General features: G+C 60.3%; 24 protein-coding genes. 3 read left to right on the top strand and 21 right to left on the bottom strand.

Annotated elements, in window-relative coordinates:
* Window positions 1-2: 2 nt before the first annotated feature.
* From M6689_RS06745 to iorA, 10 genes are all read right to left on the bottom strand, one after another.
* Entirely contained in the window at window positions 3-746 is a 744-nt protein-coding gene (locus M6689_RS06745; protein WP_298269386.1) for an ABC transporter ATP-binding protein, read from the bottom strand.
* Between the two features lie 4 nt (window positions 747-750).
* The gene (locus M6689_RS06740) at window positions 751-1,503 is read right to left on the bottom strand and encodes an ABC transporter ATP-binding protein (protein WP_298269384.1); all 753 of its coding nucleotides are present in this window, start codon (window positions 1,501-1,503) and stop codon (window positions 751-753) included.
* On the bottom strand, window positions 1,496-2,470 hold the full coding sequence (locus M6689_RS06735; protein ID WP_298269381.1) for a branched-chain amino acid ABC transporter permease: 975 nt from the start codon (window positions 2,468-2,470) through the stop codon (window positions 1,496-1,498). Before M6689_RS06735 ends, M6689_RS06740 begins: the two co-directional genes overlap by 8 nt.
* A 28-nt stretch (window positions 2,471-2,498) precedes the next feature.
* The gene (locus tag M6689_RS06730; protein WP_298269378.1) at window positions 2,499-3,383 is read right to left on the bottom strand and encodes a branched-chain amino acid ABC transporter permease; all 885 of its coding nucleotides are present in this window, start codon (window positions 3,381-3,383) and stop codon (window positions 2,499-2,501) included.
* A 114-nt stretch (window positions 3,384-3,497) separates the two neighbouring features.
* On the bottom strand, window positions 3,498-4,640 hold the full coding sequence (locus tag M6689_RS06725) for an ABC transporter substrate-binding protein (protein WP_298269375.1): 1,143 nt from the start codon (window positions 4,638-4,640) through the stop codon (window positions 3,498-3,500).
* 18 nt (window positions 4,641-4,658) lie between these two features.
* A complete protein-coding gene (locus M6689_RS06720; RefSeq protein ID WP_298269373.1) occupies window positions 4,659-5,795 on the bottom strand; it encodes an ABC transporter substrate-binding protein in 1,137 nt (378 codons plus the stop codon).
* 31 nt (window positions 5,796-5,826) lie between these two features.
* Window positions 5,827-6,258: an ACT domain-containing protein gene (locus M6689_RS06715; protein ID WP_298269371.1), complete on the bottom strand. Its 432-nt coding sequence runs from the start codon at window positions 6,256-6,258 to the stop codon at window positions 5,827-5,829.
* A gap of 28 nt (window positions 6,259-6,286) precedes the next feature.
* Window positions 6,287-7,591: a phenylacetate--CoA ligase gene (locus M6689_RS06710; RefSeq protein WP_298269368.1), complete on the bottom strand. Its 1,305-nt coding sequence runs from the start codon at window positions 7,589-7,591 to the stop codon at window positions 6,287-6,289.
* A gap of 15 nt (window positions 7,592-7,606) precedes the next feature.
* Window positions 7,607-8,185, bottom strand: coding sequence for an indolepyruvate oxidoreductase subunit beta (locus tag M6689_RS06705; protein WP_298269366.1), 579 nt, complete (start codon window positions 8,183-8,185; stop codon window positions 7,607-7,609).
* The gene (gene iorA / locus M6689_RS06700; RefSeq protein WP_298269363.1) at window positions 8,182-9,939 is read right to left on the bottom strand and encodes an indolepyruvate ferredoxin oxidoreductase subunit alpha; all 1,758 of its coding nucleotides are present in this window, start codon (window positions 9,937-9,939) and stop codon (window positions 8,182-8,184) included. Before iorA ends, M6689_RS06705 begins: the two co-directional genes overlap by 4 nt.
* Window positions 9,940-10,135: 196 nt before the next feature.
* Between iorA and M6689_RS06695 the strand changes: the two genes are divergently transcribed.
* A complete protein-coding gene (locus tag M6689_RS06695; protein ID WP_298269360.1) occupies window positions 10,136-10,456 on the top strand; it encodes a cytochrome C in 321 nt (106 codons plus the stop codon).
* A 9-nt stretch (window positions 10,457-10,465) separates the two neighbouring features.
* On the opposite strand, the gene M6689_RS06690 is transcribed toward M6689_RS06695, so the two are convergent.
* From M6689_RS06690 to M6689_RS06640, 11 genes are all read right to left on the bottom strand, one after another.
* Window positions 10,466-11,410, bottom strand: a complete 945-nt coding sequence (locus M6689_RS06690; protein WP_298269357.1) for an exopolyphosphatase — start codon at window positions 11,408-11,410, stop codon at window positions 10,466-10,468.
* Window positions 11,410-13,041 (bottom strand): Na/Pi cotransporter family protein, encoded by a 1,632-nt coding sequence (locus M6689_RS06685; RefSeq protein ID WP_298269354.1) that lies wholly within the window; start codon window positions 13,039-13,041, stop codon window positions 11,410-11,412. Before M6689_RS06685 ends, M6689_RS06690 begins: the two co-directional genes overlap by 1 nt.
* 21 nt (window positions 13,042-13,062) lie before the next feature.
* Complete coding sequence (locus M6689_RS06680; protein WP_298269351.1) at window positions 13,063-13,701, bottom strand: hypothetical protein; 639 nt, start codon at window positions 13,699-13,701, stop codon at window positions 13,063-13,065.
* Between the two features lie 145 nt (window positions 13,702-13,846).
* The gene (locus tag M6689_RS06675) at window positions 13,847-14,299 is read right to left on the bottom strand and encodes a hypothetical protein (RefSeq protein WP_298269349.1); all 453 of its coding nucleotides are present in this window, start codon (window positions 14,297-14,299) and stop codon (window positions 13,847-13,849) included.
* Between the two features lie 2 nt (window positions 14,300-14,301).
* A complete protein-coding gene (locus tag M6689_RS06670) occupies window positions 14,302-15,798 on the bottom strand; it encodes an OmpA family protein (RefSeq protein ID WP_298269346.1) in 1,497 nt (498 codons plus the stop codon).
* Window positions 15,799-15,968: 170 nt separating this feature from the next.
* Complete coding sequence (locus tag M6689_RS06665) at window positions 15,969-16,244, bottom strand: HU family DNA-binding protein (protein ID WP_298269344.1); 276 nt, start codon at window positions 16,242-16,244, stop codon at window positions 15,969-15,971.
* Window positions 16,245-16,352: 108 nt separating this feature from the next.
* A complete protein-coding gene (locus tag M6689_RS06660; protein ID WP_298269342.1) occupies window positions 16,353-17,372 on the bottom strand; it encodes a tetratricopeptide repeat protein in 1,020 nt (339 codons plus the stop codon).
* Between the two features lie 85 nt (window positions 17,373-17,457).
* The gene (gene rlmD, locus M6689_RS06655) at window positions 17,458-18,780 is read right to left on the bottom strand and encodes a 23S rRNA (uracil(1939)-C(5))-methyltransferase RlmD (RefSeq protein ID WP_298269341.1); all 1,323 of its coding nucleotides are present in this window, start codon (window positions 18,778-18,780) and stop codon (window positions 17,458-17,460) included.
* Window positions 18,773-19,171 (bottom strand): hypothetical protein, encoded by a 399-nt coding sequence (locus tag M6689_RS06650; protein WP_298269340.1) that lies wholly within the window; start codon window positions 19,169-19,171, stop codon window positions 18,773-18,775. The genes rlmD and M6689_RS06650 overlap by 8 nt, the downstream gene beginning before the upstream one ends.
* 74 nt (window positions 19,172-19,245) lie before the next feature.
* Window positions 19,246-20,580 carry a cyclic 2,3-diphosphoglycerate synthase gene (locus M6689_RS06645; RefSeq protein WP_298269338.1) on the bottom strand — a complete coding sequence of 445 codons (1,335 nt, stop codon included), beginning with the start codon at window positions 20,578-20,580 and terminating at the stop codon, window positions 19,246-19,248.
* Window positions 20,577-21,860 carry an aspartate aminotransferase family protein gene (locus M6689_RS06640; protein ID WP_298269336.1) on the bottom strand — a complete coding sequence of 428 codons (1,284 nt, stop codon included), beginning with the start codon at window positions 21,858-21,860 and terminating at the stop codon, window positions 20,577-20,579. The genes M6689_RS06645 and M6689_RS06640 overlap by 4 nt, the downstream gene beginning before the upstream one ends.
* Window positions 21,861-21,979: 119 nt before the next feature.
* Here M6689_RS06640 and infA point away from each other — a divergent pair, with 119 nt between their 5' ends.
* Window positions 21,980-22,198 (top strand): translation initiation factor IF-1, encoded by a 219-nt coding sequence (infA, locus tag M6689_RS06635; protein WP_298269334.1) that lies wholly within the window; start codon window positions 21,980-21,982, stop codon window positions 22,196-22,198.
* Between the two features lie 353 nt (window positions 22,199-22,551).
* Window positions 22,552-23,115 (top strand): elongation factor P, encoded by a 564-nt coding sequence (gene efp, locus M6689_RS06630; protein ID WP_298269333.1) that lies wholly within the window; start codon window positions 22,552-22,554, stop codon window positions 23,113-23,115.
* The last annotated feature ends 4 nt before the right edge of the window (window positions 23,116-23,119 follow it).

Here is a 23,119-nt window from a genome sequence, read left to right as displayed (position 1 = left end):
CCTCAACGCTCCCAGATTTCCTTCTTGTCCTTCCCCAGGTACGCCCGCTGAACATCGTTGTTTTCCAAGAGGTCGGAAGGCAAACCCTCAAGTACTACTTTACCTGTTTCGAGAACATAGCCACGACCCGCCATCCGTAGCGCCGCCTTGGCATTCTGCTCGACCAGCAGCACGGTGGTCCCCCGCTCCTGCCTGAGTTGCTCGATGGCCCGGAAGATCTCCTGCACCACCAGCGGTGCAAGCCCCATCGACGGCTCATCGAGAAGGAGCAGCCTGGGGCGCGCCATGAGCGCCCTCCCCATGGCGAGCATCTGCTGCTCGCCGCCGGAGAGAGTCCCGGCGGCCTGTTTGCGCCGCTCCAGGAGGCGGGGGAACAGCGCATAGACGTCGTCGAGGTCACGGCGGATCTCGGCGCGCCCCTCCCTTCCCCGATAGCGCAGATAGGCCCCCAGATGCAGGTTGTCCTCCACCGACAACGGCTTGAAAACCTGTCTCCCCTCGGGGACCTGGCAGATGCCGAGCTTCACGATCCGGTCCGGAGAAAGCCCGGCGAGGTCCCGCTCCTCGAAGATGATATTCCCCGCCGAGGGTGGCGTTACGGCGGAGATGGTGTTCAGCATGGTTGTCTTGCCGGCACCGTTGGCACCGATAAGCGTTACGATCTCCCCCTTGTGTAGATGCAGCGAGACATTCTTGAGGGCGTGGACCTTGCCGTAGTAGGTGTTGATGTTCTTGATCTTGAGCATGACCCTACCCCTCACCGAGGTATGCGGCGATCACGTCGGGATTCTCCTGGATCTCCCGCGGCGTCCCCTCGGCCAGCTTCCTGCCGAGATTGAGCACCACGATCGCTTCGCAGATGTCCATGACCAGTTCCATGTCGTGTTCGACCAGCGCCACGGTTACACCCTCTTCGCGGATCTTCCGGATCAGTCGCGCCAGTTCGAGGGTTTCGCGGCTGTTGAGCCCGGCCGCCGGCTCGTCCATCAGGAGCACTTTCGGCTGGAGCGCCATGGCACGGGCAATCTCCAGGAGCCGCCCCTTGCCGAACGGGAGATTGCCGGCCTCGATCTCCGCCAGGTCGCTTATCCCGGCGAAATCGAGCCAGTGAAGTGCCTGCTCCCGCAGCCGGCGCTCCTCGGCAATCTGCCAGGGAAGCCGGAGGGCCGAGGCGAGGATGCCGCTTCTCCCCCTGGTGTGAAGCCCCACCATCACGTTTTCGAGTACCGTCATCTTCCCGAAGAGCTCGATATTCTGGAAGGTGCGCACCATCCCCTGGGCGGCGAGACGCTCGGGGGCGTGCCGCGTGACGTTTTTCCCTTCAAGATGCACGGTTCCCGACGTGGGGGTGTAAATCCCGGTAACGATGTTGAAAAGGGTGGTCTTTCCCGCGCCGTTGGGTCCGATGATCCCCGTAATGGTCCCCGCACCGATCCTGAACGAGACGTCGTCCAGAGCCGTGACGCCCCCAAACCGTTGGGTGATCCCGCTCACCTCAAGCATCGGCCTTCCCTTTTTGCGGCCTTGCAAGGAGCCGCCGCGCAAGTTCCGGCACTCCCCGTACCAGGCCGCCGGGCATGAACATGGTCATCGCGATGAGGAGGAAGCCGTAGACCACGATGTCGTAATCCTGGAAGGCCCTGAGCATCTCCGGCAGAAGCGTCAGGAGCGCGGCGCCGAGAAACGAGCCGTAGATGCTCCCCAGCCCGCCGATGATCACCATCGTGACCAGCTCGACGGAGAAATTGAAACCGAACGACGTCGGCGAGACGAACGTCATGGTGTGGGCATAGAGACTACCGGCAATCGAGGATATGACTGCGGAAAGGGCGAATATTTGGACCTTGAGGAGACGAACCCGTATCCCCATAACCCGGGCGGCGACCTCCGAGTCGTGAATGGCCCGAAGCCCGCGACCGATCCGCGAGTTCACCAGGTTGAGCGACAGGAGGATTGTCGCCAGGGTCACACCCCAGATGAGGTAGTAGTTCTTCAGATCGCTGTCGAAGACGTACGACCCGAGCGAGAGGTTGGGGATCCCCGGCAGGCCGGACGGCCCCCCCGTGAGGTCAACGGCCTCGTTCAGGGCGATGTAGACAATGATGCCGAAGCCGAGCGTTGCCATGGCAAGGTAGTGCCCCTTCAACTTCAGGATCGGAAAACCGACGAGAAAGGCGAGGAGTCCGACCGCCAAGGCAACGGCCACCATGGTCCCCCAGGGATTTTGCCCGTAGGTTGCGGTAAGAATCCCCGAGGCATACGCCCCAAGCCCGAAGAAAGCCGCCTGCCCGAGCGATATCTGGCCCGCATAGCCGAGCAGAAGATTGAGGGCCACGGCGAGCAGGGTATGGATGCCGACGAACACAAAGACGTTGAGAAGGTAACCTCCCGCGAGGAGCGCGGGGAGGGCCAGGATCATGGCGGAAAAGAGGACAAACCGTACTGCTTCGTTTCGCAGAAGAGATTTCATGGTTATGGCAACCCTTGGCCGGAGCGGCTCAGACCCGCTCCGACTCTCCTCTCCTGAAAAGTCCCTGGGGCCTTATGAAAAGGATCAGAAGGAGGATTATGAAGGCGATGGCATCCTTGTAACCGGACGAGAAGAGCCCCGCCCCCAGGGCCTCCAGAACGCCGAGGATCAGCCCCCCGAAAACGGTGCCGAGCCCGCTGCTCATGCCGCCGATGATGGCGGCGCAAAACCCCTTCAGGCCGAGCATGACCCCCACATCGTAGGAGGTCATGGTGAGCGGCGCGATGATGATGCCGGCCATGGAACCCATGGCGGAGCTGATGGCGAAGGAGAAAAGAACCATCCGCCGCACGTCGATGCCGACCAGTCCCGCTGCCCGCCGGTTGTAGGAGCAGGCCCGCATCGCCTTGCCGCTGATGGTATGGCTGAAAAAGAGCTTGCTGCAGACGATCACCACCAGCGTCACGGCAAAGATCCAGAGATGCTGGGGCATGACGGTGGCTCCGCCGAGCATGATCGGCTCGTCGCCCGAGAAGGTCGGGAGCGAATGGGTATCCTTCCCCCAGAGGAGCATGGCGATCCCCCGGATGAGAATGCTGCCGCCGATGGTGATGATGACGAGGTTGATGGGGGTGGCATTCTTCAGCGGCCGGATGGCGAGGCGCTCGAACACGATCCCTGCCATGGTGGAGACGCCTGTCGCCAGCGCAACGGCGAGGACAAGCGGCACCTTGAGAGCCGAGAAAAAGAAGAAGGTCGCCATCCCGCCGAGCATCACGAACTCGCCCTGGGCGAAATTGATGATCCCGGTCGCGTTGTGGATTATGGCAAAGCCTACCCCGATCAGGGCGTAGATCGCCCCGGTCGAAAGGCCTGACAGGATGTACTGGGCTAGCTGTTGTCCAAGGTTCATAGTGTGTAGAGTCGGGCTTACAATAACAGGAGCGCAGGCCGGGAAAGCCTGCGCTCCCAAGGATCGGAGATTGTAATCGGGCGGCTCCATCTGGGCGGCCACGCAGGGCCGCCCCTACTTCACGAGGGTCCAGTCCCTGTTCCGGACCTCGACCAGGACGAAGGCGTCTTTGTTGAGCCCTGCATGGTCGGCCGGCGAATAGGAGAACACACCGCCGATGCCGGCGAAAGTCCTGATCTTCTCGAGCTGGTCGCGGATGGCGGCCGGATTGTCCCCCCCCCGTTCAATGGCAGCCTTGAGGAGCATGACGGCATCCCAGGCGTGGCCGCCGAAATGGTCCCCTTCCGCCCGGTAGTGGCGCTGGTAATCCTTTACGAAGGCGAGAAGCGGCTTTTTCTGCCGGTCGGAATTCGGGAGGCGATCGGCGACTATGACGCGGCCCGACGGCAGGATAATCCCCTCGGCCGCGTCACCCGCCAGTTCGATGAATTTCTTCGACGAAACACCGTGACTCATGAACAGCGGGATCTTCAGGCCGATCTGCCGGGCGTTGCGGGCAATCACCGCCGGACCGGGATTGGTACCCCAGCAGATGATGGCCTGGGCCTGACTTCCCCTGATCTTGGTCAGTTGGGCGGTCATATCGGTGTCTTTGGGGCCGTAGGTATCGTCCGATACGATCCGGATACCGTACCTGGCGGCATTTGCCTTCAGCTGTTCCCGTCCCGAGGAGCCGAAACCGTCGGAAACGGTCAGGATGGCAACCCGGGTAAGTTTCCTCCCGGCAAGGTATTCGTAGATCCTGGCGACGGCCAGAGCATCGTTTTGTGCCGTCTTGAAGACCCACCTCTTGACGGGAGAGGTAATCTTGCTCCCTGCCGCGCAGGAGACGAGCGGGACGTGGGCCCGCTCGGCGATCGGGATAACTGCCATGGTGTCACCGGTGGTGCTGGGGCCGATGATGGCGACGACCCTGTCCTCCTTGATGAGCCTGTTGGCCGCCTGTACGGCCCTGGTGGCATCTCCCTGGGTATCGTAGGCAACGAGTTCGAGCCTGCGCCCCCTGATCCCTCCGGCGGCGTTGATCTCGTTGACGACCATCTGTGCTGTGTTGCGCTCGGGTTCCCCCAGGAACGATGCAGGCCCGGTCACGGCGAAGAGGCCGCCGATCTTGATTGGCGGTGCGGCGAACGCGCAGACCGCCGCAACCAGAAAAGACACCACGGAAACGAAAATGAACGAAATTTTTCTCAACACTCCCCACCTCCTCCCGGATTACCTGGTAAGTTCCCAATCACCCCTGACAATCTTAACCATCTCGAACGCGGAGAGATCGAGCCCGTTGTGATCGCGGGGGGACATGGTGAAGATGCCCGAGACGCTTACCATTTTCTTTGCCTGTTCGATGCCGTCTCTGATCTGCTGGGGGGTGGTCCCCTTCCTGGCCCCCGAGCTTATGAGCAGGAAGGCATCGTAGGCGTATCCGCCAAACGTGGAAGCCTCGACGCCGAAGGCCTTCCGGTACGACTGGTCGTAATCCCTGAGGAGCCTGAGCTGGGGGTCGTTTTTCGGCAGTTTGTCGAAGATCGCGAGTTTACCCGCCGGCAGCATGATCCCTTCCGCGGCATCCGCGCCTGCCAGCTGGATGAATTTTTTCGAGGCGACGCCATGGCTCATGTAAAGGGGAATCTTCATCCCCAACTGCTTCATGTTGCGGGCGATGATGGCCGGCCCGGGATTGGTCCCCCAGCAGATGACCGCGTCGGCCCTGGAACCCCTGATCTTCGTCAGCTGGGCGGTCATGTCGGTGTCCTTCGGCCCGTACACCTCGTCGGCAACAATGGTGAAGCCCTTCCTGGCGGCAAGCCCCTTGAGCTGCTCGCGACCCGACGCGCCGAAACCGTCGGAAACCGTAATGAGAGCAATATGCTTCACCCTGTGCCGGGCGGCATGGAGGAGGATCTTCTCGCCGGCGACGTGATCGTTCGCAGGGGTCTTGAAAACCCACTTCTTGACCGGTTCGGTTATCTTGATCCCCGCCGCGCAGGAAACGAGGGGAATCTTCTCCTTCTCCGCCACCGGAATGACCGCCATGGTCTCGCCGGTCGTGCTCGGCCCCACAATGACGCTCACCCTGTCGTTCTTGATGAGCTTGTTGGCAAGCTGCACCGCCTTGGTGACATCCCCCTGGGTGTCATAAACGACGAGCTCTACCCTGTGGCCGTTGATTCCCCCTCTGGCGTTGGCGTCCTTCACCAGCATTTCCATGGTGTTTTTTTCCGGCTCGCCGAGAAACGACGCCGGGCCGGTCACCGCAAAGAGGGCGCCGATCCGGATCGACTCCGCCGCGTGGGCGAGCCCTGCCACGAAAAACAATCCAATGCCGACTACTGCCGCTGCAATCCGACTCATTTTCCCCCTCCTTTGCCCGATCCCGTGATGGTTACATCGCATAGAGACGCTCTCCCTCCAGTACGGTGAAACCGTTGTTGCTCAGTGTCGCAATCGCCTTCTCGGTCTCGTCGAACCGGAAGATGATGACCGCGTTCTCACCGCAGCGCTCGACAAAGGCATACATGTATTCGACGTTGATGCCATCCCGGTCGAGGGCTTGCAGGATCTGCGAGAGTCCGCCGGGACGGTCCGGCACCTCGACGGCAACCACTTCGGTCTTGCTGACGGTGAATCCCTGCTCCTTCAGGACCTGCTTCGCCTTCTCCCGGTCGTTGACGATGAGCCGGAGGATGCCGAAATCGGAGGTATCGGCAAGCGACAGGGCGCGGATGTTGACTCCCGCCTCCCCGAGAATCCGGGTAACCTCCGCCAGGCGACCCGACTTGTTTTCGATGAAGATCGATATCTGCTCTACTTTCATGTTACCCTCCCTGTCCGTTCGGAGAGACTCAGGACAAAAGTCGATTGTCGATGACCCGTTTGGCCTTTCCTTCGCTGCGGGCGATGGTCTGGGGCTCGACGAGGCGGACCTTGCAGGTGACGCCGAGAAGATCCTTGATCTCCTTCTCGATCTGATGGCTCAGGGCCTGGAGGATCTTGACCTCGTCCGAGAAGAGCCGCTCGTCGACCTCTACCTGAACCTCAAGGGTATCAAGATTTTCCTTGCGATCGACGATCAGGAGATAGTGGGGCTCGACCCCTTCGATTCCCATGAGGATCGATTCGATCTGGGACGGAAAGACGTTGACCCCCCGGATGATGAGCATGTCATCGCTTCGGCCGGTCATGCGGGAGAGCCGGGCGTGGGTGCGGCCGCAGGCGCACGGCTCGAAGGTGAGGCTCGTGATGTCGCGGGTCCGATACCGGATGAGGGGAATCCCCTCCTTGGTGATGGTGGTGATGACCAGCTCGCCGCGCTCCCCTTCCGGGAGAGCCGCTCCGGTTTCGGGATCGATGATCTCGGGGATGAAATGGTCTTCCCAGATGTGGAGCCCTTTCTTCGCCTCGCGGCACTCGATGGCGACGCCGGGCCCCATGATCTCGGAGAGTCCGTAGATGTCGATGGCGCAGATATTGAGTTTATCCTCGATCTCGGCCCGCATTGCCTCCGACCACGGCTCGGCCCCGAATATGCCGACATGGAGCTTGAGGGAGCGGAAGTCGATCCCCTCCTCCCTTGCCGCCTCGGCCATGAAGAGCGAATAGGAGGGGGTGCAGGTCAGGACCGTGGAACCGAAATCCTTCATGATCATGATCTGCTTCTTCGTGTTTCCGCCGGACATGGGAATGACCGACGCCCCGAGGCGTTCGGCGCCGTAGTGGGCGCCGAGTCCCCCGGTAAAGAGGCCGTAGCCGTAGGAGTTGTGGATGATGTCACCCTTGTGGACCCCCGCCGCGGCAAAGGAGCGGGCCATCAGCTCCGACCAGGTCTCGATGTCCTTGCGGGTATAGCCGACCACGGTGGGCTTGCCGGTGGTCCCCGACGACGCGTGGATCCTGACGATATCGTCCATTGGGGCGGCAAACAGGCCGTAGGGGTAACTGTCCCGCATGTCCTGCTTCAGGGTGAAGGGGAGCCGCTGCAGGTCCGCCAGGGACTTGACGCTGTCCGGGGAAACGCCGGCCCTGTCGAATGCCTGGCGGTAGAACGGCACGCAGGCGTACACCCTTGCGACGGTGGTCTGAAGACGTTTGAGCTGCAGCGCCTCAAGGGCCTGGCGGGGGAGTGTCTCGAACTCTTCGTTGTACATCATGGAGAGCCTCGCTGGTTACAGGTTCCGGCCGAGCCGGAATGCCGTGAGGTTGATCTCGAGCGCCCTGGCGGGAACCATCTTTTCCAGGGCCTTCAGCCAGTACTCCTCGGCAATGTCGAGCCGCCTGGAGACCGCACCCAGGAGGACCGTGTTGGCGGCGCGGGGGTTCCCTGCCTCCGAGGCGAGCTTCTGCCCGTCGACCAGGAGGAAATCGGGGAATTGTGCCCTGATCTTCTCCGCCAGCCCTTCAGGATACGGTTCCTGACCGAGGAGCACCGACGGCGGCTGGATGCGCAGATCGTTGGCCACCACCGTCCCCCCCTTCCTGAGCAGGGGAAGGGAACGGTAGGTTTCGAGAATTTCAAACCCGAACAGGATGTCCCCCTCACCCTCGGGGACGATGGGCGAAAAGACTTCCCTGCCGTAGCGGACATGGGAGACGACGCTCCCCCCCCGCTGGGACATGCCGTGGATCTCGCTTTTCTTTACGTCGTACCCCGCCAGCATGAACGCCTCGGAGAGGATTTCGGACGCCAGGAGGATCCCCTGTCCGCCGACGCCGACCAGGAGTATGTTGGTGATCGTGTCGCTCATTTGCCCCCCCCGATTGCGCCGAACTTGCAGAGCTGCCGGCAGACATCGCAGCCGTTGCACAGCAGTGGATCGATGTAAGCCTTCCCCTTCCCGCCGTCGGGAGCGGGTTGCCACTCGATGGCCGGGCAACCGAGCTTGAGGCACGCCTTGCAGCCGCTGCAATGGTCCTGATCGACCGACAAGGCCAGCCCCTTCTGAAAGACCCCTTCCCGCTTCACGAGAACGCAGGGGCGGTTGGTTATGATCACCGACGGTTCCGGGCGGTTCATTTCCTCCGCTAGCGCCTTTCGGGTCTGATCCAGATCAAAGGGGTCCACCACCTGAACATGCCGTATCCCGATGGCCCTGCAGAGTTGCATCAGGTCAACGGGAGGGGTCGGCTCGTCCATGAGGGTCCACCCCGAGGCCGGGTTGTCCTGACGGCCGGTCATGGCGGTGATCCGGTTGTCGAGGATGACCACCGTCGCCGGCGACTGGTTGTACGCCATTTCCATGAGGCTGTTGATGCCGGTATGGAGGAAGGTGGAATCGCCGATGACAGCCACCACCTTCTTCTTCTCGTCATCGCCGAGGACCCGGACGATGCCGCTGGCGGTGCTGATGCTCGCCCCCATGCAGACGCAGGTGTCCATGGCGTTCAGGGGGGGCATGAAGCCGAGGGTATAGCAGCCGATGTCCCCCGTGACGTAGGCCTTGAGCTGGTTGAGGGAGTAGAAGACCCCCCGGTGCGGACAGCCGGGGCACATGTTCGGCGGCCTCCCCGGAAGCTTTTCGACGGTGGCCTGGACGGCTGCAGGGATGCCGAACGCCTTCCTGAGCCTCCCTGGCGTCAGCTCGCCGCAGAGGGGGATGATCTCCTTCCCGAGGACCTGAAGGCCGGCAGCGCGCACCTGATCCTCGATGAACGGATCGAGCTCTTCCACGACGTAGAGCTGATCAACCTGGGCGGCAAACTCTCTTATCATCTGCATCGGGAGCGGGTGGATCATTCCGAGTTTGAGAACCGAGGCGTTCGGCAGCACTTCCCGCACATATTGGTAGGAGACGCCGGCCGTGATGACGCCTATCCCGGCATCGCGCATCTCGATCCGGTTGAACGGGGCACTACATCCGTACTCGGCAAGGGCGGCGGTCCGCTCCTCGACCAGGGGGTGGCGCACCCGGGCGTTCCCCGGCAACATGACAAGCTTGGCGGCGTTTTTCACCAGCTTCGGGGCGGGGAGACCGGTCACCGGCTCATCCAGCGTCACGATCGACTTGCTGTGGGAGATGCGGGTGGTGGTGCGGAGCATCACCGGCGTATCGAACCGCTCGGAGAGCTCAAAGGCGAGACGGGTGAACTCCTTGCACTCCCGGGAATCCGAAGGCTCCAGCATCGGAACCTTGGCGAACTTCGCATAGTTGCGGTTGTCCTGCTCGTTCTGGGACGAATGCATCTCCGGATCGTCGGCGGTTACCAGCACCAGCCCCCCGCCGATTCCGGTATAGGAGAGCGTGAAGAGCGGGTCCGCCGCCACGTTCACTCCGACGTGCTTCATGCAGACGATGGCTCGTCCGCCGCCGAAGGAGGCGCCGATGGCCACTTCGAGGGCAACCTTCTCGTTCGGCGCCCAGGACGCGTCGATTTCCTTGTAATTGACGATGGTTTCGAGGATTTCGGTGGACGGGGTGCCCGGATAGGCGCTGGCAACTTTGACACCCGCCTCGAAAGCCCCCCTGGCGATGGCTTCGTTGCCGGAAAGGATTTCCTTCATGATGAAATTTTCCCTGAAAAATAAAATAAGGGGGAGCCCCCTTAATTGCCCACGGAATATACAAAAGAAGCGGTTTGTTAGTCAACTGCTTTGTAAAACGGGTTTCTAAAATGTTTAGTGAAATGAAAAATAGATCTAGCATTGACTTTGAATATCATCTGATTACCCTTGAAGAAAACGCTGAAGGAGGAACCGGATGAACAGAGCGACGTGTTACGGTCTTATCGCGCTGCTGGCAGGGGGAACCGCCGCCTATGCGGCAGAGGTCTCCCTTGACCGCGGGAAGGAGCTGTTCGAAAGTGTGAAGCTTGGGACCAACGGCAAGAGCTGTGCGACCTGCCACCCCGGCGGCAGGAAACTCGAATGGGCGGCCAGCTCCTACGGGGACGAGAAACTGACGTCGATCGTCAACCGCTGCATCGAGAAGTCGCTGAAGGGAAAACCGCTGGACCCCGACTCGGATGACATGAAATCGCTCGTCGGTTATATTAAGACCTTTGGGGGGCCGGGGATGTAGCAGAAGAGCTCAACGGGAGGTGCGTACACCACCTCCCGTCTTCGCCATGTTCAGAAGGACCCCTTCAAGGAGACCGAAGTCGCTCACCTTCATCTCCTCGAAACCGAACAGTTCCATGGTCTTCAGGGTGATCAGGGTCCCGGCGATGATCAGATCCTCCCTCCCCTTTTCGAGTCCGGGGACCTTCAGGCGTTCGGCCGGAGACAAGGGGGCGAGCAGCGCGAGAATGTCCCGAATCTCCCCGACCGGGAGCACGTAGTTGTTTACCCGGCGGTAGTCGTACTCCTCCATCCCGAGGCTGATGGCGGCAAGGGTCGTGGCGGTGCCGGCGGTCCCCACCAGCGTTGCGCGGCCCAGCCGCTCGCCGAGCCCCGCGGCAACGATTTTCGATCTTACCCTGCCGAGTTCCCTGACGATCTTATCCTCCATGGAGGCAAGATCCGGTTTTCCCTCCGTGAGCCGGACGACCCCGAGCGGCAGGCTTTCGGTGAAGAGCGGGGAGTCTCCCACGGCGAGGGTATACTCGGTGCTTCCGCCTCCGACGTCGAAAACGCAGAAATCCCCCCCTTTCCGATCGAGACCGGAGAGGACCCCTTCCAACGTAAGAAGCCCTTCCTCGCGGCCGTCGATCACTTCCAGCCTGATGCCGGTACGTTCGAGAATGTCCGCGCAGAAAGCGGGGCCGTTGACGGCGTCACGCACCGCGCTCGTAGCCACGGCTCGCGACCGGACAACGCCGGCCCGGTTCATTTCATCGGCAAAGTCGATCAGGGCATCGCGGGAGCGTTCCCAAGCCTCGTCCGAGATCCCCCGTTCCCTGGTGAATCCCCCCCCCAGGCGCGTAATCCGGCGCCTGACGACAAGCGGCACCACTTCTCCCCCCTCGACCCGGCCGATGAGCAAGCGGGCGGTGTTGGTCCCGAGATCTATGGAGGCAAACGGCGGCTGCGACATCAGATGAACTCCCTTTTCGTTTCGATGATAGCGAGGCATGAATCGGCGATCTTGGCGAATGACGAGATCATGTCGGCGTAGATCAGACCGGCCCTGACGGTGCATTTGCCGGCGGAAAGGCGTTTGATGTGATTGGTCAGCATGGCATCCCGCATCACCGCTACTTCGTTTCTGAGCACCCTCCCCCTCTCCTCCGTCCCTTCCTGCGGAGCGTCGATGCTGTCGGTGGCAAGCTCGACTAGTTCCTGAACCTTGCGGGCAAGATTGCGGATCTCCGTCATGGCGGAGGCCGAGAAGATGAGCTTCTCCTCCTTCTTGCGTCGCAGATATCCCAGAACGGCTTCGGCCTGATCCCCCACATGCTCCAGTTCGCTGACAAGCTGGAGCATGACCGGGATCTCGTAGCTGTTTTCCGGAGGCAGCGGTTTGCGCGAGAGGGAAACCAGAAAATCGGCGACATCCCGCTGGATGATGTCCACGGCGGCCTCCTTCTGGCTGATCACTGACGCCTTCTTTGCGTCGTAACGGAAGAACTGTTCCACCATCTCGCCATACATGGACCGGACGATGTCGGCCATCCGTTTCAGCTCGTTGCGGGCCTGAAGGAGGGCAATGGGGGGGGTATTGATGACGCGGGGGTCGATGAACACCGTCCGGGGTTCCACTCCCGTGGCGCCGGGCCGCGCCGGGAGGATACGGGGCGCAGAGCGGGCGAAAAAACCGACCAGCGGGAGAAAGATACAGGCGTTCAGGACGCTGAAAAGGGTATGGGTGTTGGCGAGGCTTCGGGAGATGGAGGAGGATGTGGTCATGTCGGACGGGGAGATGAGTGCGACCAGCCTGAGAAACGACGGGAACAGCATCATGACGACCACAACGGCGAACAGGTTGATCAGAAAATAGAAGATAACGGTCCGTTTCGCCTCCAGGGTCCCCCCGATGGAAGCTATGGCGGTAATTATCGAGGTGCCGACCAGCTCACCGATGACCATGGCTGCAGCAGTGTCGAAGGTGACAAGCCCGCTGCCGGCAAGTGCCATGGCGATGCCGACGGCGGTGCTCCCCGACTGGACCAGAAGCGCCAGCAGCGCCCCGAAGATGACAGCGGTCACGCGCCTGGGGATGAGAAACGATTCGTGACTGAACAGAAGGGCATTTTGCTGCAGCGGCAGCAGGTTCGCCTCCATGATCCGCAGCCCGAGGAAGATCAGCCCGGCGCCGAGGACCAGCTCGCCTGCGTTTACCCATCTGCGCCTCGTGCAGAAACATTTGAGCAGCACGCCGACAAAGATGGCGGGGAGTGCGAAGGATGTAATCTTGAAGGCAATGAACTGAACGGCCAGGGTCGTGCCGATGCCGGTGCCGAGGAGAATGCCGAGGGCCTGGTAGAGGGAGATGAGACCGGCGTTGACGAAGCCGACGGTAAGGATGCAGGCGGCGCTGCTCGACTGGAAGAGCGCCGAAAGCGAGCTGCCGAGAAGCGCCGCCGTCAGGCGGTTGCCGGCGATGCGTTCGAGGGAGCGCCGGAATCGGTCGCCAGCGAGCTTCTGGAGCCCTCCCGACATGGACTTCATGCCGAGAATGAACAGACCGAGCCCCCCGAGTGCCTCGAGGATGTACAGAATCGTCATGGGAAGAACTGCTCCCTGACGCTATTTCTTAATGACAAAGGGGAACATGAAATCGGGGGGCGCAGACCTGGAGGCCCCCTTGCGGTAGACCAGCAGGGTGACTTCCTTGACTGACGAGAGGTCGATCCTGAAATAGACGAGACCGGCAGCCTTGGCACCCGGGATGATGGAACCGGCGTTCAGTGCCCGGGTGTAGATATCCTGCGGGTAGACTTCGTAGTAATAGGGGAGTTGCGAATTGGTCGCGTTGTAGAAGGATGTCTTCTCGTAATCCTCAAGGTAGTAGAACCCTACATAGGGATAGGGAATCAGGTAGTAGGAGTCACGGGAGACCAGCTCCTTGACCTTGGCCGGCGTCAGCGGAAAGTGCTGGTGTTTCTGATCGTCGAGAAGGAGGAAGGAGTCGGTATCGAACGCCACTTCGTGATCGGTCTGGTTGTGAATGGAAACCGAGAAGGCCGTCACCACGTTCTCGAGGTTGTAAGCCACGATTTCCGTGTCGCTGTTGGCAACCTTGATGGACACCCCATCCTTTGTGATGGTCTGCGAATTGTCCGACGGATCCACGACCCCCTGGGCGACGGGCTGCGGGATGACTTTCATCGCGCAACCGGAAAGAACGATTATGGCAAGGACGAGAGGGAGAGCAAGCCTTTTCATGTCGGGTACCCCCTTGAGGGAAATCGGAGCCGGTGAGACCGCTTTTGTCAGTGTACCATGCCGCAACGGTTCTGTCCGCCGGCACCATGCCGACGGAATTATACGTCACTAAAAGGGTGCAACGTCAAGCCGTAATGTCCGCGGGCTACCGGGACGTGTCCCCGGCGCGGGAGACATGAATCGCCGAAAAGGCATCCGCAAAGACGGCGATCCTGAGAAAGTCAGTGGTCGAGTTCTGCCCGTCCGGGATGGCGGAGAGATAGATATCGGCGCTAACCCCGTGCCTTTCCCGAAGATACTTCTGTGCTTCGAACGCAAGGTAGAAGGAGTTTCGCACCTGGGCTTCCCGATCCTCACCCCGGCGGGAAAACCCTTCGATGCGAATCACGCTCCCTTTTGCGAGGGATCTGAGACGCGGAGCAAGGAGATCAATGCTTTTCATCATCTTCTGATCGAGGCAAAACGAGTCGCCGTGCGCCACAACCGTGGCGATAGGTTCCTCGTGGAGGAACTGCTTCAGTTCCCGGTCGCTCCCCAGGGCGGTGGCGGCAGATGCGGCGACAACAAAAAGAGGGATGAGAGTCGGCGCAAGTCTCATCGTCACTCCTTCGGAACCAGGAAGAGTATCTCGCAACGGCGGTTAAGCCTGCGTCCCTCCGGCGAGGCGTTGTCACCCAGCGGTTTCGACTTGCCGAGACCCTTGACGAAGATGCGGGAAGGATCGATCCCTTCCCGGGCAATCAGATAACCGGCCACCGAAATCGCCCGTTTGAGAGAGAGATCCATGTTGTAACTGGCGGAACCGATGTTGTCGGTATACCCGTCAACGCGGAGAAACATCCACCGCTTGTCCTTGCGGATCAACTCCGCAACCTCCGCAAGCGACTTCTTCCCCTCCTCCGACAGGCTCCACTGGTCGAAATCGAAGGTGACATCCGGAAAGCGGAACTTCCGGTAGACGGTCATTGTCTCGGGAATCTGCTCGTTCTCGGCCGAGGCCATCAGGATGTTCTGCCCTTTGACATCGACCCCGTAAAGGGGCGTTACACCCTCAAGCCGGTTGAGAGTGTACTCGACCGCCGAATTTTCCTGCGCTTTTCCGGAGTGCGATACGAGTCTTACTTCCTCGCCGTTCTGGGCGAGGGAAACCTCTTCGTGGGGAGCCGGCGCCGTCACTTTTGCCGCAGCCGGCTGGGCCGGCAGCGTGACCTGACCGTAGGGCTTGATCACGATCTCTTCCCTGTCGGACTCGACCGGCACCTCCAGCTTGCTGACCGGTGCCACAGGGGCGAGGGATTTTACCAGAAGTGAAGAGATGGGAATAATCTTGCTCACCTTGACGGGCTTTTTATTCTTCTTTTCCTCGGAATCGAGACCCTGGCCGAGTCGTGGAATCGGCTTCACGTACGTGCCGACCCCCTGACAGGCGGTGAGACCGACGATGCCGCGCCAATCCGGACTCCCCTCGGAGAGGCCGATTGCGCCTGCAAGGTTGAGAGTCAGGTGCGGCGAGAGAAAATACTGGAATCCCAGCAACCCTTCCCGCGACGCGGCTGTCGACGGATCGCGCCCCGTGCTGCCGGTCAGTTCGCCGGTCAGCCTCACTCTCATGGCGGGAAGATACTCGACACCGACGCCGTAGAGGACCTCATTGTCGTACTGCCGGCCTTGCGGGGAGCCGGAAAACAGATACCCGGAGTAGCCGTGAATCCCGAAGCGGCTTGTGCCGTAAGAGGCAATGACCTTGACGCTGCCGCTGGTGGTACCGTCAATTGCCCTGTCCTCCGAGATTTGGCGTTGAGCGGAAAGATCAAACGCCATCTTGAAGGCAGAACTCCGCGAACCGATGAAACGGACCTTGGAACCCAGCTCCGCATATCCTTTCCCCCCCACATCCTCCTTGCCGTTGAAGAGGATATTGGGATAGGTGCCGTACAGTTCCCAGAAAGTACCGATGCCGAGAGTGAGGGCCACCGGGACTGTGATGGCACTCCCCCCGACGTTCTTCACCCCTTCGCCCCAGACACCGACACAGACGTTACCTGCATCGAGGGTATCGGCTGACGGAACAGTAATGAGACCCGTTTCGCCGTTCATGGTTGGATTTGCAGAGGCAGTCGTGGCGAGACAAATGAGGCAGATTGTAAGTATGGCGCGAAATTTCAGCATCAATTCGGCTGGTCCTGTCGGTGTATCCGGCTTGCATCGGCATCAGCGTGGGCGGGGCAGCGGAGGCTCTCCCGCCAGGGAGCAACTACACGACAACGCTACCCGTCTACCCGCTCCTTCAGCTCCTTCCCAACCTTGAAAAAGGGGAGTTTCTTCGGCTTGACCTCAATCGGGTCGCCGGTTTTCGGGTTTCTTCCCGTATATGCCTTGTAGTCTTTTACAACAAAACTCCCGAAGCCGCGGATCTCGATTCGTTCTTCACGTACCATGGCGTCGGACATGACGTCGAAGATAATGTTGACCACCTCTTCGGCCTTTTTGTAAGTGAGCCCCTTCTCCGCAGCCAGCGCCTCAATCAATTCGGACTTGTTCATACGGTAGCCTCCCGTGTTAGTGAACTCACGAAATACATCGCAAGCGGCATATCTAATTAAAACAATCGGCGGGTGCAGAGATAAACTTTAGTAAATTCGGGAAAAACCTCAGCAGCATCCCTTGAGATACTGCTTTACAACATATTCAGCCTCGTCGTTTCTTCCGCATTCGACAAGGACACCCGCCAGCCTTTCCGCTGCTTCCCGCTTGTACTGTCCGGAGAGAAGCCGGGAGTAGTGCTCGATGGCGCGGAGGTTGTCCCCCTGGGCATGATAGATATCCCCCAGGAACATCTCTGCCTGCTCCGTAAGGATGTTGCGCGCCACCATCCCCTGGAGGTGCGAAATAGCTTCGGCAAAGCGCCCGGTTTCCCCCAAAAGCTGCACAAGGACCAGATTGCAGAGCGGATTGGCGTCGTTCAGTTCGAGAGCACGGCGCAATTGCCGCTCGCAGCGCTCCGTCTCTCCTGCCCGGTGATCCAGGAGGGCGATCTCGTAGCGGAGGATGTCGTTTTCGTCGCGCGACAGGAGATCTTCATAGACGGCCCTGGCTGCTGCGGTATCACCGGCATCTGCCGCCAAATAGCCCTTTGCAAATTCCTTTCCCAAATCAAGATACCGCTCGGGCAAGTCTCCGGGCAACGGCCTGACGAGAAGTTCAAAACGATCGGAGTCCATGAGGCCATGACTTGAAAACGTCGCACTTTCGGTCGGTTGACAGCTGGTGCCGTGGCAGCCGCTGCACCCGGCGCCATCATGGACGCCATGTTCGTGAAGCCCGTCACTCGGGATTGCAGCAAGAATTTTTTCCGCCTTTTCCCGGATAGTTACGTCTTCTGCCAAGTCGAGGGCCAAATTCAGATGCTCCTCAGCCTTTGCCATCTCACCAGATTTCAAGGCATGTCGGGCCTCTTCAAGGTTCAGCTCGGCAAGCCGGTTCCCGGTCAGGGCTATGCGCTCCCGGATCTGGGCCTCGACCGCATCCCTTCCCGGACAATCGGACGAGAGCGACTCGAGGGCGTCCTGAAAGAGAGTCCGGGCCTCGGCAACCCGCCCGGCGGCAAGAAGCTTTTCCCCCTTTTCGAGGTAAGATTCATGTCCCTTGCGGAATAGTTTTTTGATAAACATGGCGACACCTCTCTGATGGTTTCTTGTCGTTGTTTGTGTCCGAATTCCGGCGGGGAGTGTCAAGGAAGGTATGCAGCTTGGGAGATCAACCGGTTTTCCGGAGCAAGGTAACGCTTTCGATGTGGTAGGTCTGGGGGAACATGTCAACGGGAAAACTCTCGACAACCTGGTAGCCGCTCTTGCCTAAGAGCCCCAGATCTCTGGCCAGCGTGGTGGGATCGCACGACACGTAAACAATACGGTCGGGGGCAAGGGATGCAATGTGGCCGACCGCCTCCTTTGCGCCGGTCCGGGGTGGATCGAGAACAACGACAGTGAAAGAATCGCCCCGCTGTCGCAGTCGGCTAACCCCCTCGCCTGCGTCGGCCCGGATGAACTCGACGGAGGTGATGCCATTGTTCAAGGCGTTTCTTCGCGCATCGTCCAGTGACGGGCCGTACTCCTCCACCCCGACCACCTCGGCACCCTGCCGAGCCAGGGGGAGCGAAAAATTCCCGTTGCCGCAATAAAGATCGAGGACCCGCATTCCCTTTTCGACCCGGGCCAGGCGGCCGACGCCGCGGATGAGCTCCAGGTTTTGCCGGTAATTGACTTGGGAGAAACCGCCTCGCATGAATTGAAGGAGCGTCTCTGGTACCTCGGGAAGAAACCCATCAGGGATGCGGTAACCGAGGGCATCGATCCCCCAGATTTTCTCGATCGTCTCCTTGCGGCCGTATTGAAGATGGAGCCCCGCTACCGACGGGAGATCGCTTCGGACTGCCGCCAGGTACTCGGTCGCCTTGCGGCGGTCGGCTCCGATGTAATGGACGATGATGAGCGCTGCTCCGTCATCGCCCACCGCGGCATCTACCTGGGGAATGCGATCCGGTTCCGGGAAGCGGGCAAGAACCGGGCGGATTTCGGCAAGAACCTGATTGAGCGTGGGGTGACAGATGGCGCATCGCCCCGGCACGTCAACCACGTAATGGGAACCGCGCCGGTAGAAACCGATGTGGAGCCGCCCGCCGCTCCAGCGGATCTTGAATTGTACCCGGGCTCGGTAGCCGTAAGGTTCCGGGGCGGGGACGACCGGGGCGATCACCTCGGGGCGGATCCGGCCGAAGCGCCACAAGGTCTCGCCAAAGATCGCGCTTTTCGCGTCGCACTGGGCGTCGTAGCCCAGATGCTGCCAGGTGCATCCCCCGCAGGTCCCGAAGACCGGGCACGGCGGCGTCACCCGCAGCGGCGATGGCTCCAGCAGTTCGGCAAGCTCTCCCTCCAGATAGGAGGGCTTGGCGACGGCAACCCTGATGCGGACCAGGTCTCCAGGCGCGGTAAAAGGCACAAAGCAGGCCTTCCCCTCGACGCGGCCCAGGCCTGCACCACCGAAGGCCATGCAATCGATACGCAGTATGGCTTCAGTCATGGGAGCCCGGAAGGTAACCGATCGGTCGACTCTTTCTCTTGCGTGCGCGTTCGAACTCGGCGCGGACGAAACGGCGGGAGAAGTCGGGGGTGGACAGATAGGGGAGCGCGTGGTGCGTGAAATTGCCGATCAGGCGTTCCACGGTCGACTGGACTTCGGCGGAGGGAACCCCCATCTGCTCAACGGTCCTGCGGTAGACGACCGCGTCTCCCAGAAGACGGCACGCGGCCTCCTTGTCGGCCGACTCGGCAAAATGCGCGGAAAGAATTGGGATTTCACATGTAAGTTCGAGTTTTACGTGATGAAAATCGCCGAAGTAATGACGGGTGTGATCGAAAATGCGGAGTGAGAGCCCGTTTTCGAGGGGGAATTCTCTGATGGGTTGCACCATGAAGCGTTACCTGCGAGGTTAGTTTGTATCTGAAGATACATACTATGCTTCCCCTTGGGAAGTAAAGACGTTTGTCAACACTTAGGTCCGGCGTTCTCCAGAAATCTCCCGATCGCCCGTCGTAGCGGTGCGCCGGGCAACTCCTCGATCTCGTAGAAGACCCGGACCATCGGCTTTTGCGTCCGGAACAACCGTTCCAGGGAAACGGGGGTTGCCGACACAACGGCCTCGCACGGTACGGCCTCAATGGTCCGGCGAAGCTCATCCACCTGCCCGGAACTGTACCCCATGGCGGGAAGAACGGGGCCAAGATGGGAATACTCCTCGAACGATTTGGCGATGGAGCCGACCGCCCAGGGACGGGGATCAAGGACCTCTGCGGCGCCCGATTCCAGGGCGGCGGCGTACCCCGCCCCCGTCGGCATTCCGCCATGGGTGACGGTCGGGCCATCCTCGATCACAAGTACCCGTTTCCCGGCAATGGCGCCGGGGTCGCTTACGATGACGCGCGAGAAAGTTCTGACGACTTCGGCCTTCGGATTGATGCGTCTGACATCCTCTTCCAGGCGTGCCACCACCTCGGGGGCTGCCGCATTCGCCTTGTTGACGACAACCAGGCCGGCACGGCGGAGATTCACTTCCCCCGGGAAATAGGCGGTTTCATGGCCGGGACGCAGGGGGTCGACGAGGACGATTTCCAGGTCCGACCGGAAAAACGGAAAATCGTTGTTCCCTCCGTCCCAGACGATCACCTCCCCCTCCCGTTCCGCCTCCCGCAGAATACGCTCGTAGTCGATGCCGGCATAGACCACGGTCCCGCGACCGACAAGGGGTTCGAACTCCTCCCGCTCCTCGATGGTGCAATGGTGCAGCGACAGGTCGTCGAACCCGGCAAACCGTTCCACCACCTGCGTGGCGAGATCGCCGTACGGCATCGGATGACGGACCACCACCGGCCTCACGCCGGCATCGGCCAGCAGAGCGCAGATGTGGCGGGTCACCTGGCTTTTGCCGCAGCCGGTCCGTACCGCACATACCGAGATTACCGGCCGGCTGCTCGCCAGCATCGTTGCATCGGGACCGATGAGCCAGAAGTCGGCACCGGCCGCAAGAACTGCCGACGCCTTGTGCATCAGCTCCGCGTGAGCGATGTCGCTGTAGGCGAAGACCACTTTCGATACCCGGTGCCGGCGGATCAGTTCCAGCAGGGACGATTCCGGATGGATCGGTATTCCTTCCGGGTAGCGCCTTCCGGCCAGAGCGGGGGGATAACGGCGCTCGGCGATGAAGGGGATCTGCGCGGCGGTGAAGGCAACCACCCGGTACGCCGGATTGTTCCGGAATACGGTGTTGAAGTTGTGGAAATCCCGCCCGGCGGCCCCCATGATGATGACGCGCTCTTCCTTCACTTAGGGCTCCCTGCCGCCGCGGCAAAGATGTCGAGGGCCCGCTCCAGTTCGTCATCCGAAGTGACCAGTGGCGGAATGAAGCGGACAACGTTTCGATACGTTCCGCAGTTAATGAGGATCAACCCGCTTTCGAGACAATGTTTTAACACCCTTTCGCATCCCTCGCCGTCAGGATTTCCCCCTTCGTCGACAAATTCCACGCCGATCATGCAGCCGAACCCCCGCACGTCGCCGATGATCCGCGATTCGGCAGCGATTTCGCGCAGCCGGGAGAGGGCCCGGTCTCCGAGTCTCCTTCCACGTTCCAGAAGATTGTCGTCCCGGATGGTGCGGATTGTGGCGGTGGCTGCGGCACAGGAGACCGGGTTGCCGCCGAAGGTCGTGCCGTGGGCTCCCGACGGCCACTGCGTCATGATCTCGTGCCGCGAGACGATGGCGGAAAGGGGAAAGCCCGAGGCGATCCCCTTGGCGACCGCCAGGATATCGGGTCTGACGCCATAGTGTCCGGCGGCGAACCATGAACCGGTCCTCCCCATTCCCGACTGCACCTCGTCGAAGATGAGCATGATCCCGTAACGGTCACAGAGCTCCCGCAGACCAACCAGAAATTGGCGGGGCGCCGGGACGTATCCCCCTTCGCCCAGAAACGGTTCGATAATGAATGCCGCCACTTCGTCGGGGGCGATGTGGTGAATCAGCGTCTTTTCCGCGAACCAGAGGCAGCTGAGGTCGCACTGGTCGGGACTCTTCGCAAAGGGACAGCGATAGCAGTAAGGGTAAGGAACCTGAAACACCGATGGGAGGAGCGGATGATAACGGCTGCGGTAACGGGCGGAACTGCTGGTAACCGACACGGCTCCAAGGGTCCGGCCATGGAACGCGCCGGTGAAGCAGACGATTCCCTGCCGACGGGTCACGAAGCGGGCCAGTTTCAACGCCCCTTCCACCGCTTCGGCTCCCGCATTGCTGAAAAACACCATGTCGAGCCCTTCGGGAGTTATGGCGACTAGTTCTTCCGCTGCAGTGACGGTGGATTCGTTGTAGTAAACCCCTCCCGTATGGACAAATCGCTCCAGTTGATGTCTTGCCGCCTCTACGACCCTCTTCGGTTTATGGCCGATATTGAGGACCGCAAGCCCCGATGAAAAATCGAGATAGTTCCGGCCATCGTCGCATTCGACATGCACCCCCTCGCCGCGCACCACGGTGATCGGCCAGTAATTGTGGAGTGCGGGTGTAAAGACCCGCCCTGCCCTGGCAACTACATCGCTGGTATTCATGATGTGATTCCCCCTTGAGTACATCAAATTCATTGCTTTTTACTTAATTACCGGATAAAGTGTAAAAGTTTGATCATAGCGGCATCACACGCATTCGACACACCCGATAAGGAGCACCGATGAGTAAAGAAGAAGCAATCGAAGTTGAAGGTACGGTCATCGAACCACTTCCCAACGCCATGTTCCGGGTGAAGCTCGAGAACGACCATATCGTTCTGGCTCACATCTCCGGCAAGATGAGGAAGTATTTCATCAAGATCCTGCCGGGGGACAAGGTCACCGTCGAGCTTTCTCCCTACGACCTGAGCAGGGGACGGATCACCTACCGCGCCAAGTAATTACCCGTGTCCGGCATTCCCTGCGGGCTCGGTTATTTCCCGTCACAGGAAACACATGGGCAGCGCTGTTGATCACCCTGGCGCTGGTCTCGACAACCCCCTCTTTCAAGTTGAGAGCATCGCCCCGCGAGCTGTTTCCGTCTGAGGGGCCCGTTATCCATAACTGCCGGCCCGAACCTGAAAATCCGGACCGGCAGCAATGTCCTCCAACTGAAATCCCGGATTTAATTTTACGGGAAACGCCGTAACTGTCCAGGCGTCGCGGAGCATTGCCTCTTTTTGCCAACAGACGGACTGTCATCGTGTAACAAGGCATTTTTCGCCAAACACCACCAGGAATATGAGGAACGCGTATGTACACTGTTGCTGATTTGAAAAAAGGTCTCAAGGTTACCATCGACGGCGACCCCTATATCGTCACTGCCTTTGAGTTTTCAAAGCCGGGCAAGGGTCAGGCTCTCTACCGCACGAAGCTGAAAAACATGATAACCGGTGTGACGCTGGACCGGACCTACCGTTCCGGCGAAACCTTCGAGCCCGCAAGTCTCGAGGAGCGCAGGATGCAGTATCTTTACAAAGAGGACACCCATTACACCTTCATGGACAACCAGACTTTCGAACAGGTGCAGATGAGCGAGGATGCCGTGGGCGATACCAAGAACTTCCTCATCGACAACCTGGAAGTGGACATCCTCATTTTCGGAGAGAAGGCCATTGGCGTTACACTTCCCAATTTCGTCAACCTGCGCGTTGTCCAGACCGATCCATGGATCAAGGGCGACACCTCCGGCAGCGACTCCAAGCCGGCCACCCTTGAGACCGGCTACGTCCTCCGCGTCCCTCCATTCATCGAAGAAGGAGAGATGATCGTCGTCGACACGCGAACCGGCGAGTACTCGACGCGGGTAAAAGGATAGCAGA

Source organism: Geobacter sp., assembly GCF_027327745.1.
GTDB lineage: Bacteria > Desulfobacterota > Desulfuromonadia > Geobacterales > Geobacteraceae > Geobacter.
This window is presented reverse-complemented; position numbering and strand designations above follow the sequence as displayed.

What these genes read in the sequence shown, in the direction of transcription:
- M6689_RS06745 (WP_298269386.1), bottom strand. Translation starts at nt 746, where the DNA reads ATGCTCAAGATCAAGAACATCAACACCTACTACGGCAAGGTCCACGCC.
- M6689_RS06740 (WP_298269384.1), bottom strand. Translation starts at nt 1,503, where the DNA reads ATGCTTGAGGTGAGCGGGATCACCCAACGGTTTGGGGGCGTCACGGCT.
- M6689_RS06735 (WP_298269381.1), bottom strand. Translation starts at nt 2,470, where the DNA reads ATGAAATCTCTTCTGCGAAACGAAGCAGTACGGTTTGTCCTCTTTTCC.
- M6689_RS06730 (WP_298269378.1), bottom strand. Translation starts at nt 3,383, where the DNA reads ATGAACCTTGGACAACAGCTAGCCCAGTACATCCTGTCAGGCCTTTCG.
- M6689_RS06720 (WP_298269373.1), bottom strand. Translation starts at nt 5,795, where the DNA reads ATGAGTCGGATTGCAGCGGCAGTAGTCGGCATTGGATTGTTTTTCGTG.
- M6689_RS06715 (WP_298269371.1), bottom strand. Translation starts at nt 6,258, where the DNA reads ATGAAAGTAGAGCAGATATCGATCTTCATCGAAAACAAGTCGGGTCGC.
- M6689_RS06710 (WP_298269368.1), bottom strand. Translation starts at nt 7,591, where the DNA reads ATGATGTACAACGAAGAGTTCGAGACACTCCCCCGCCAGGCCCTTGAG.
- M6689_RS06705 (WP_298269366.1), bottom strand. Translation starts at nt 8,185, where the DNA reads ATGAGCGACACGATCACCAACATACTCCTGGTCGGCGTCGGCGGACAG.
- iorA (WP_298269363.1), bottom strand. Translation starts at nt 9,939, where the DNA reads ATGAAGGAAATCCTTTCCGGCAACGAAGCCATCGCCAGGGGGGCTTTC.
- M6689_RS06695 (WP_298269360.1), top strand. Translation starts at nt 10,136, where the DNA reads ATGAACAGAGCGACGTGTTACGGTCTTATCGCGCTGCTGGCAGGGGGA.
- M6689_RS06690 (WP_298269357.1), bottom strand. Translation starts at nt 11,410, where the DNA reads ATGTCGCAGCCGCCGTTTGCCTCCATAGATCTCGGGACCAACACCGCC.
- M6689_RS06685 (WP_298269354.1), bottom strand. Translation starts at nt 13,041, where the DNA reads ATGACGATTCTGTACATCCTCGAGGCACTCGGGGGGCTCGGTCTGTTC.
- M6689_RS06680 (WP_298269351.1), bottom strand. Translation starts at nt 13,701, where the DNA reads ATGAAAAGGCTTGCTCTCCCTCTCGTCCTTGCCATAATCGTTCTTTCC.
- M6689_RS06675 (WP_298269349.1), bottom strand. Translation starts at nt 14,299, where the DNA reads ATGAGACTTGCGCCGACTCTCATCCCTCTTTTTGTTGTCGCCGCATCT.
- M6689_RS06670 (WP_298269346.1), bottom strand. Translation starts at nt 15,798, where the DNA reads ATGAACGGCGAAACGGGTCTCATTACTGTTCCGTCAGCCGATACCCTC.
- M6689_RS06665 (WP_298269344.1), bottom strand. Translation starts at nt 16,244, where the DNA reads ATGAACAAGTCCGAATTGATTGAGGCGCTGGCTGCGGAGAAGGGGCTC.
- M6689_RS06660 (WP_298269342.1), bottom strand. Translation starts at nt 17,372, where the DNA reads ATGTTTATCAAAAAACTATTCCGCAAGGGACATGAATCTTACCTCGAA.
- rlmD (WP_298269341.1), bottom strand. Translation starts at nt 18,780, where the DNA reads ATGACTGAAGCCATACTGCGTATCGATTGCATGGCCTTCGGTGGTGCA.
- M6689_RS06650 (WP_298269340.1), bottom strand. Translation starts at nt 19,171, where the DNA reads ATGGTGCAACCCATCAGAGAATTCCCCCTCGAAAACGGGCTCTCACTC.
- M6689_RS06640 (WP_298269336.1), bottom strand. Translation starts at nt 21,860, where the DNA reads ATGAATACCAGCGATGTAGTTGCCAGGGCAGGGCGGGTCTTTACACCC.
- infA (WP_298269334.1), top strand. Translation starts at nt 21,980, where the DNA reads ATGAGTAAAGAAGAAGCAATCGAAGTTGAAGGTACGGTCATCGAACCA.
- efp (WP_298269333.1), top strand. Translation starts at nt 22,552, where the DNA reads ATGTACACTGTTGCTGATTTGAAAAAAGGTCTCAAGGTTACCATCGAC.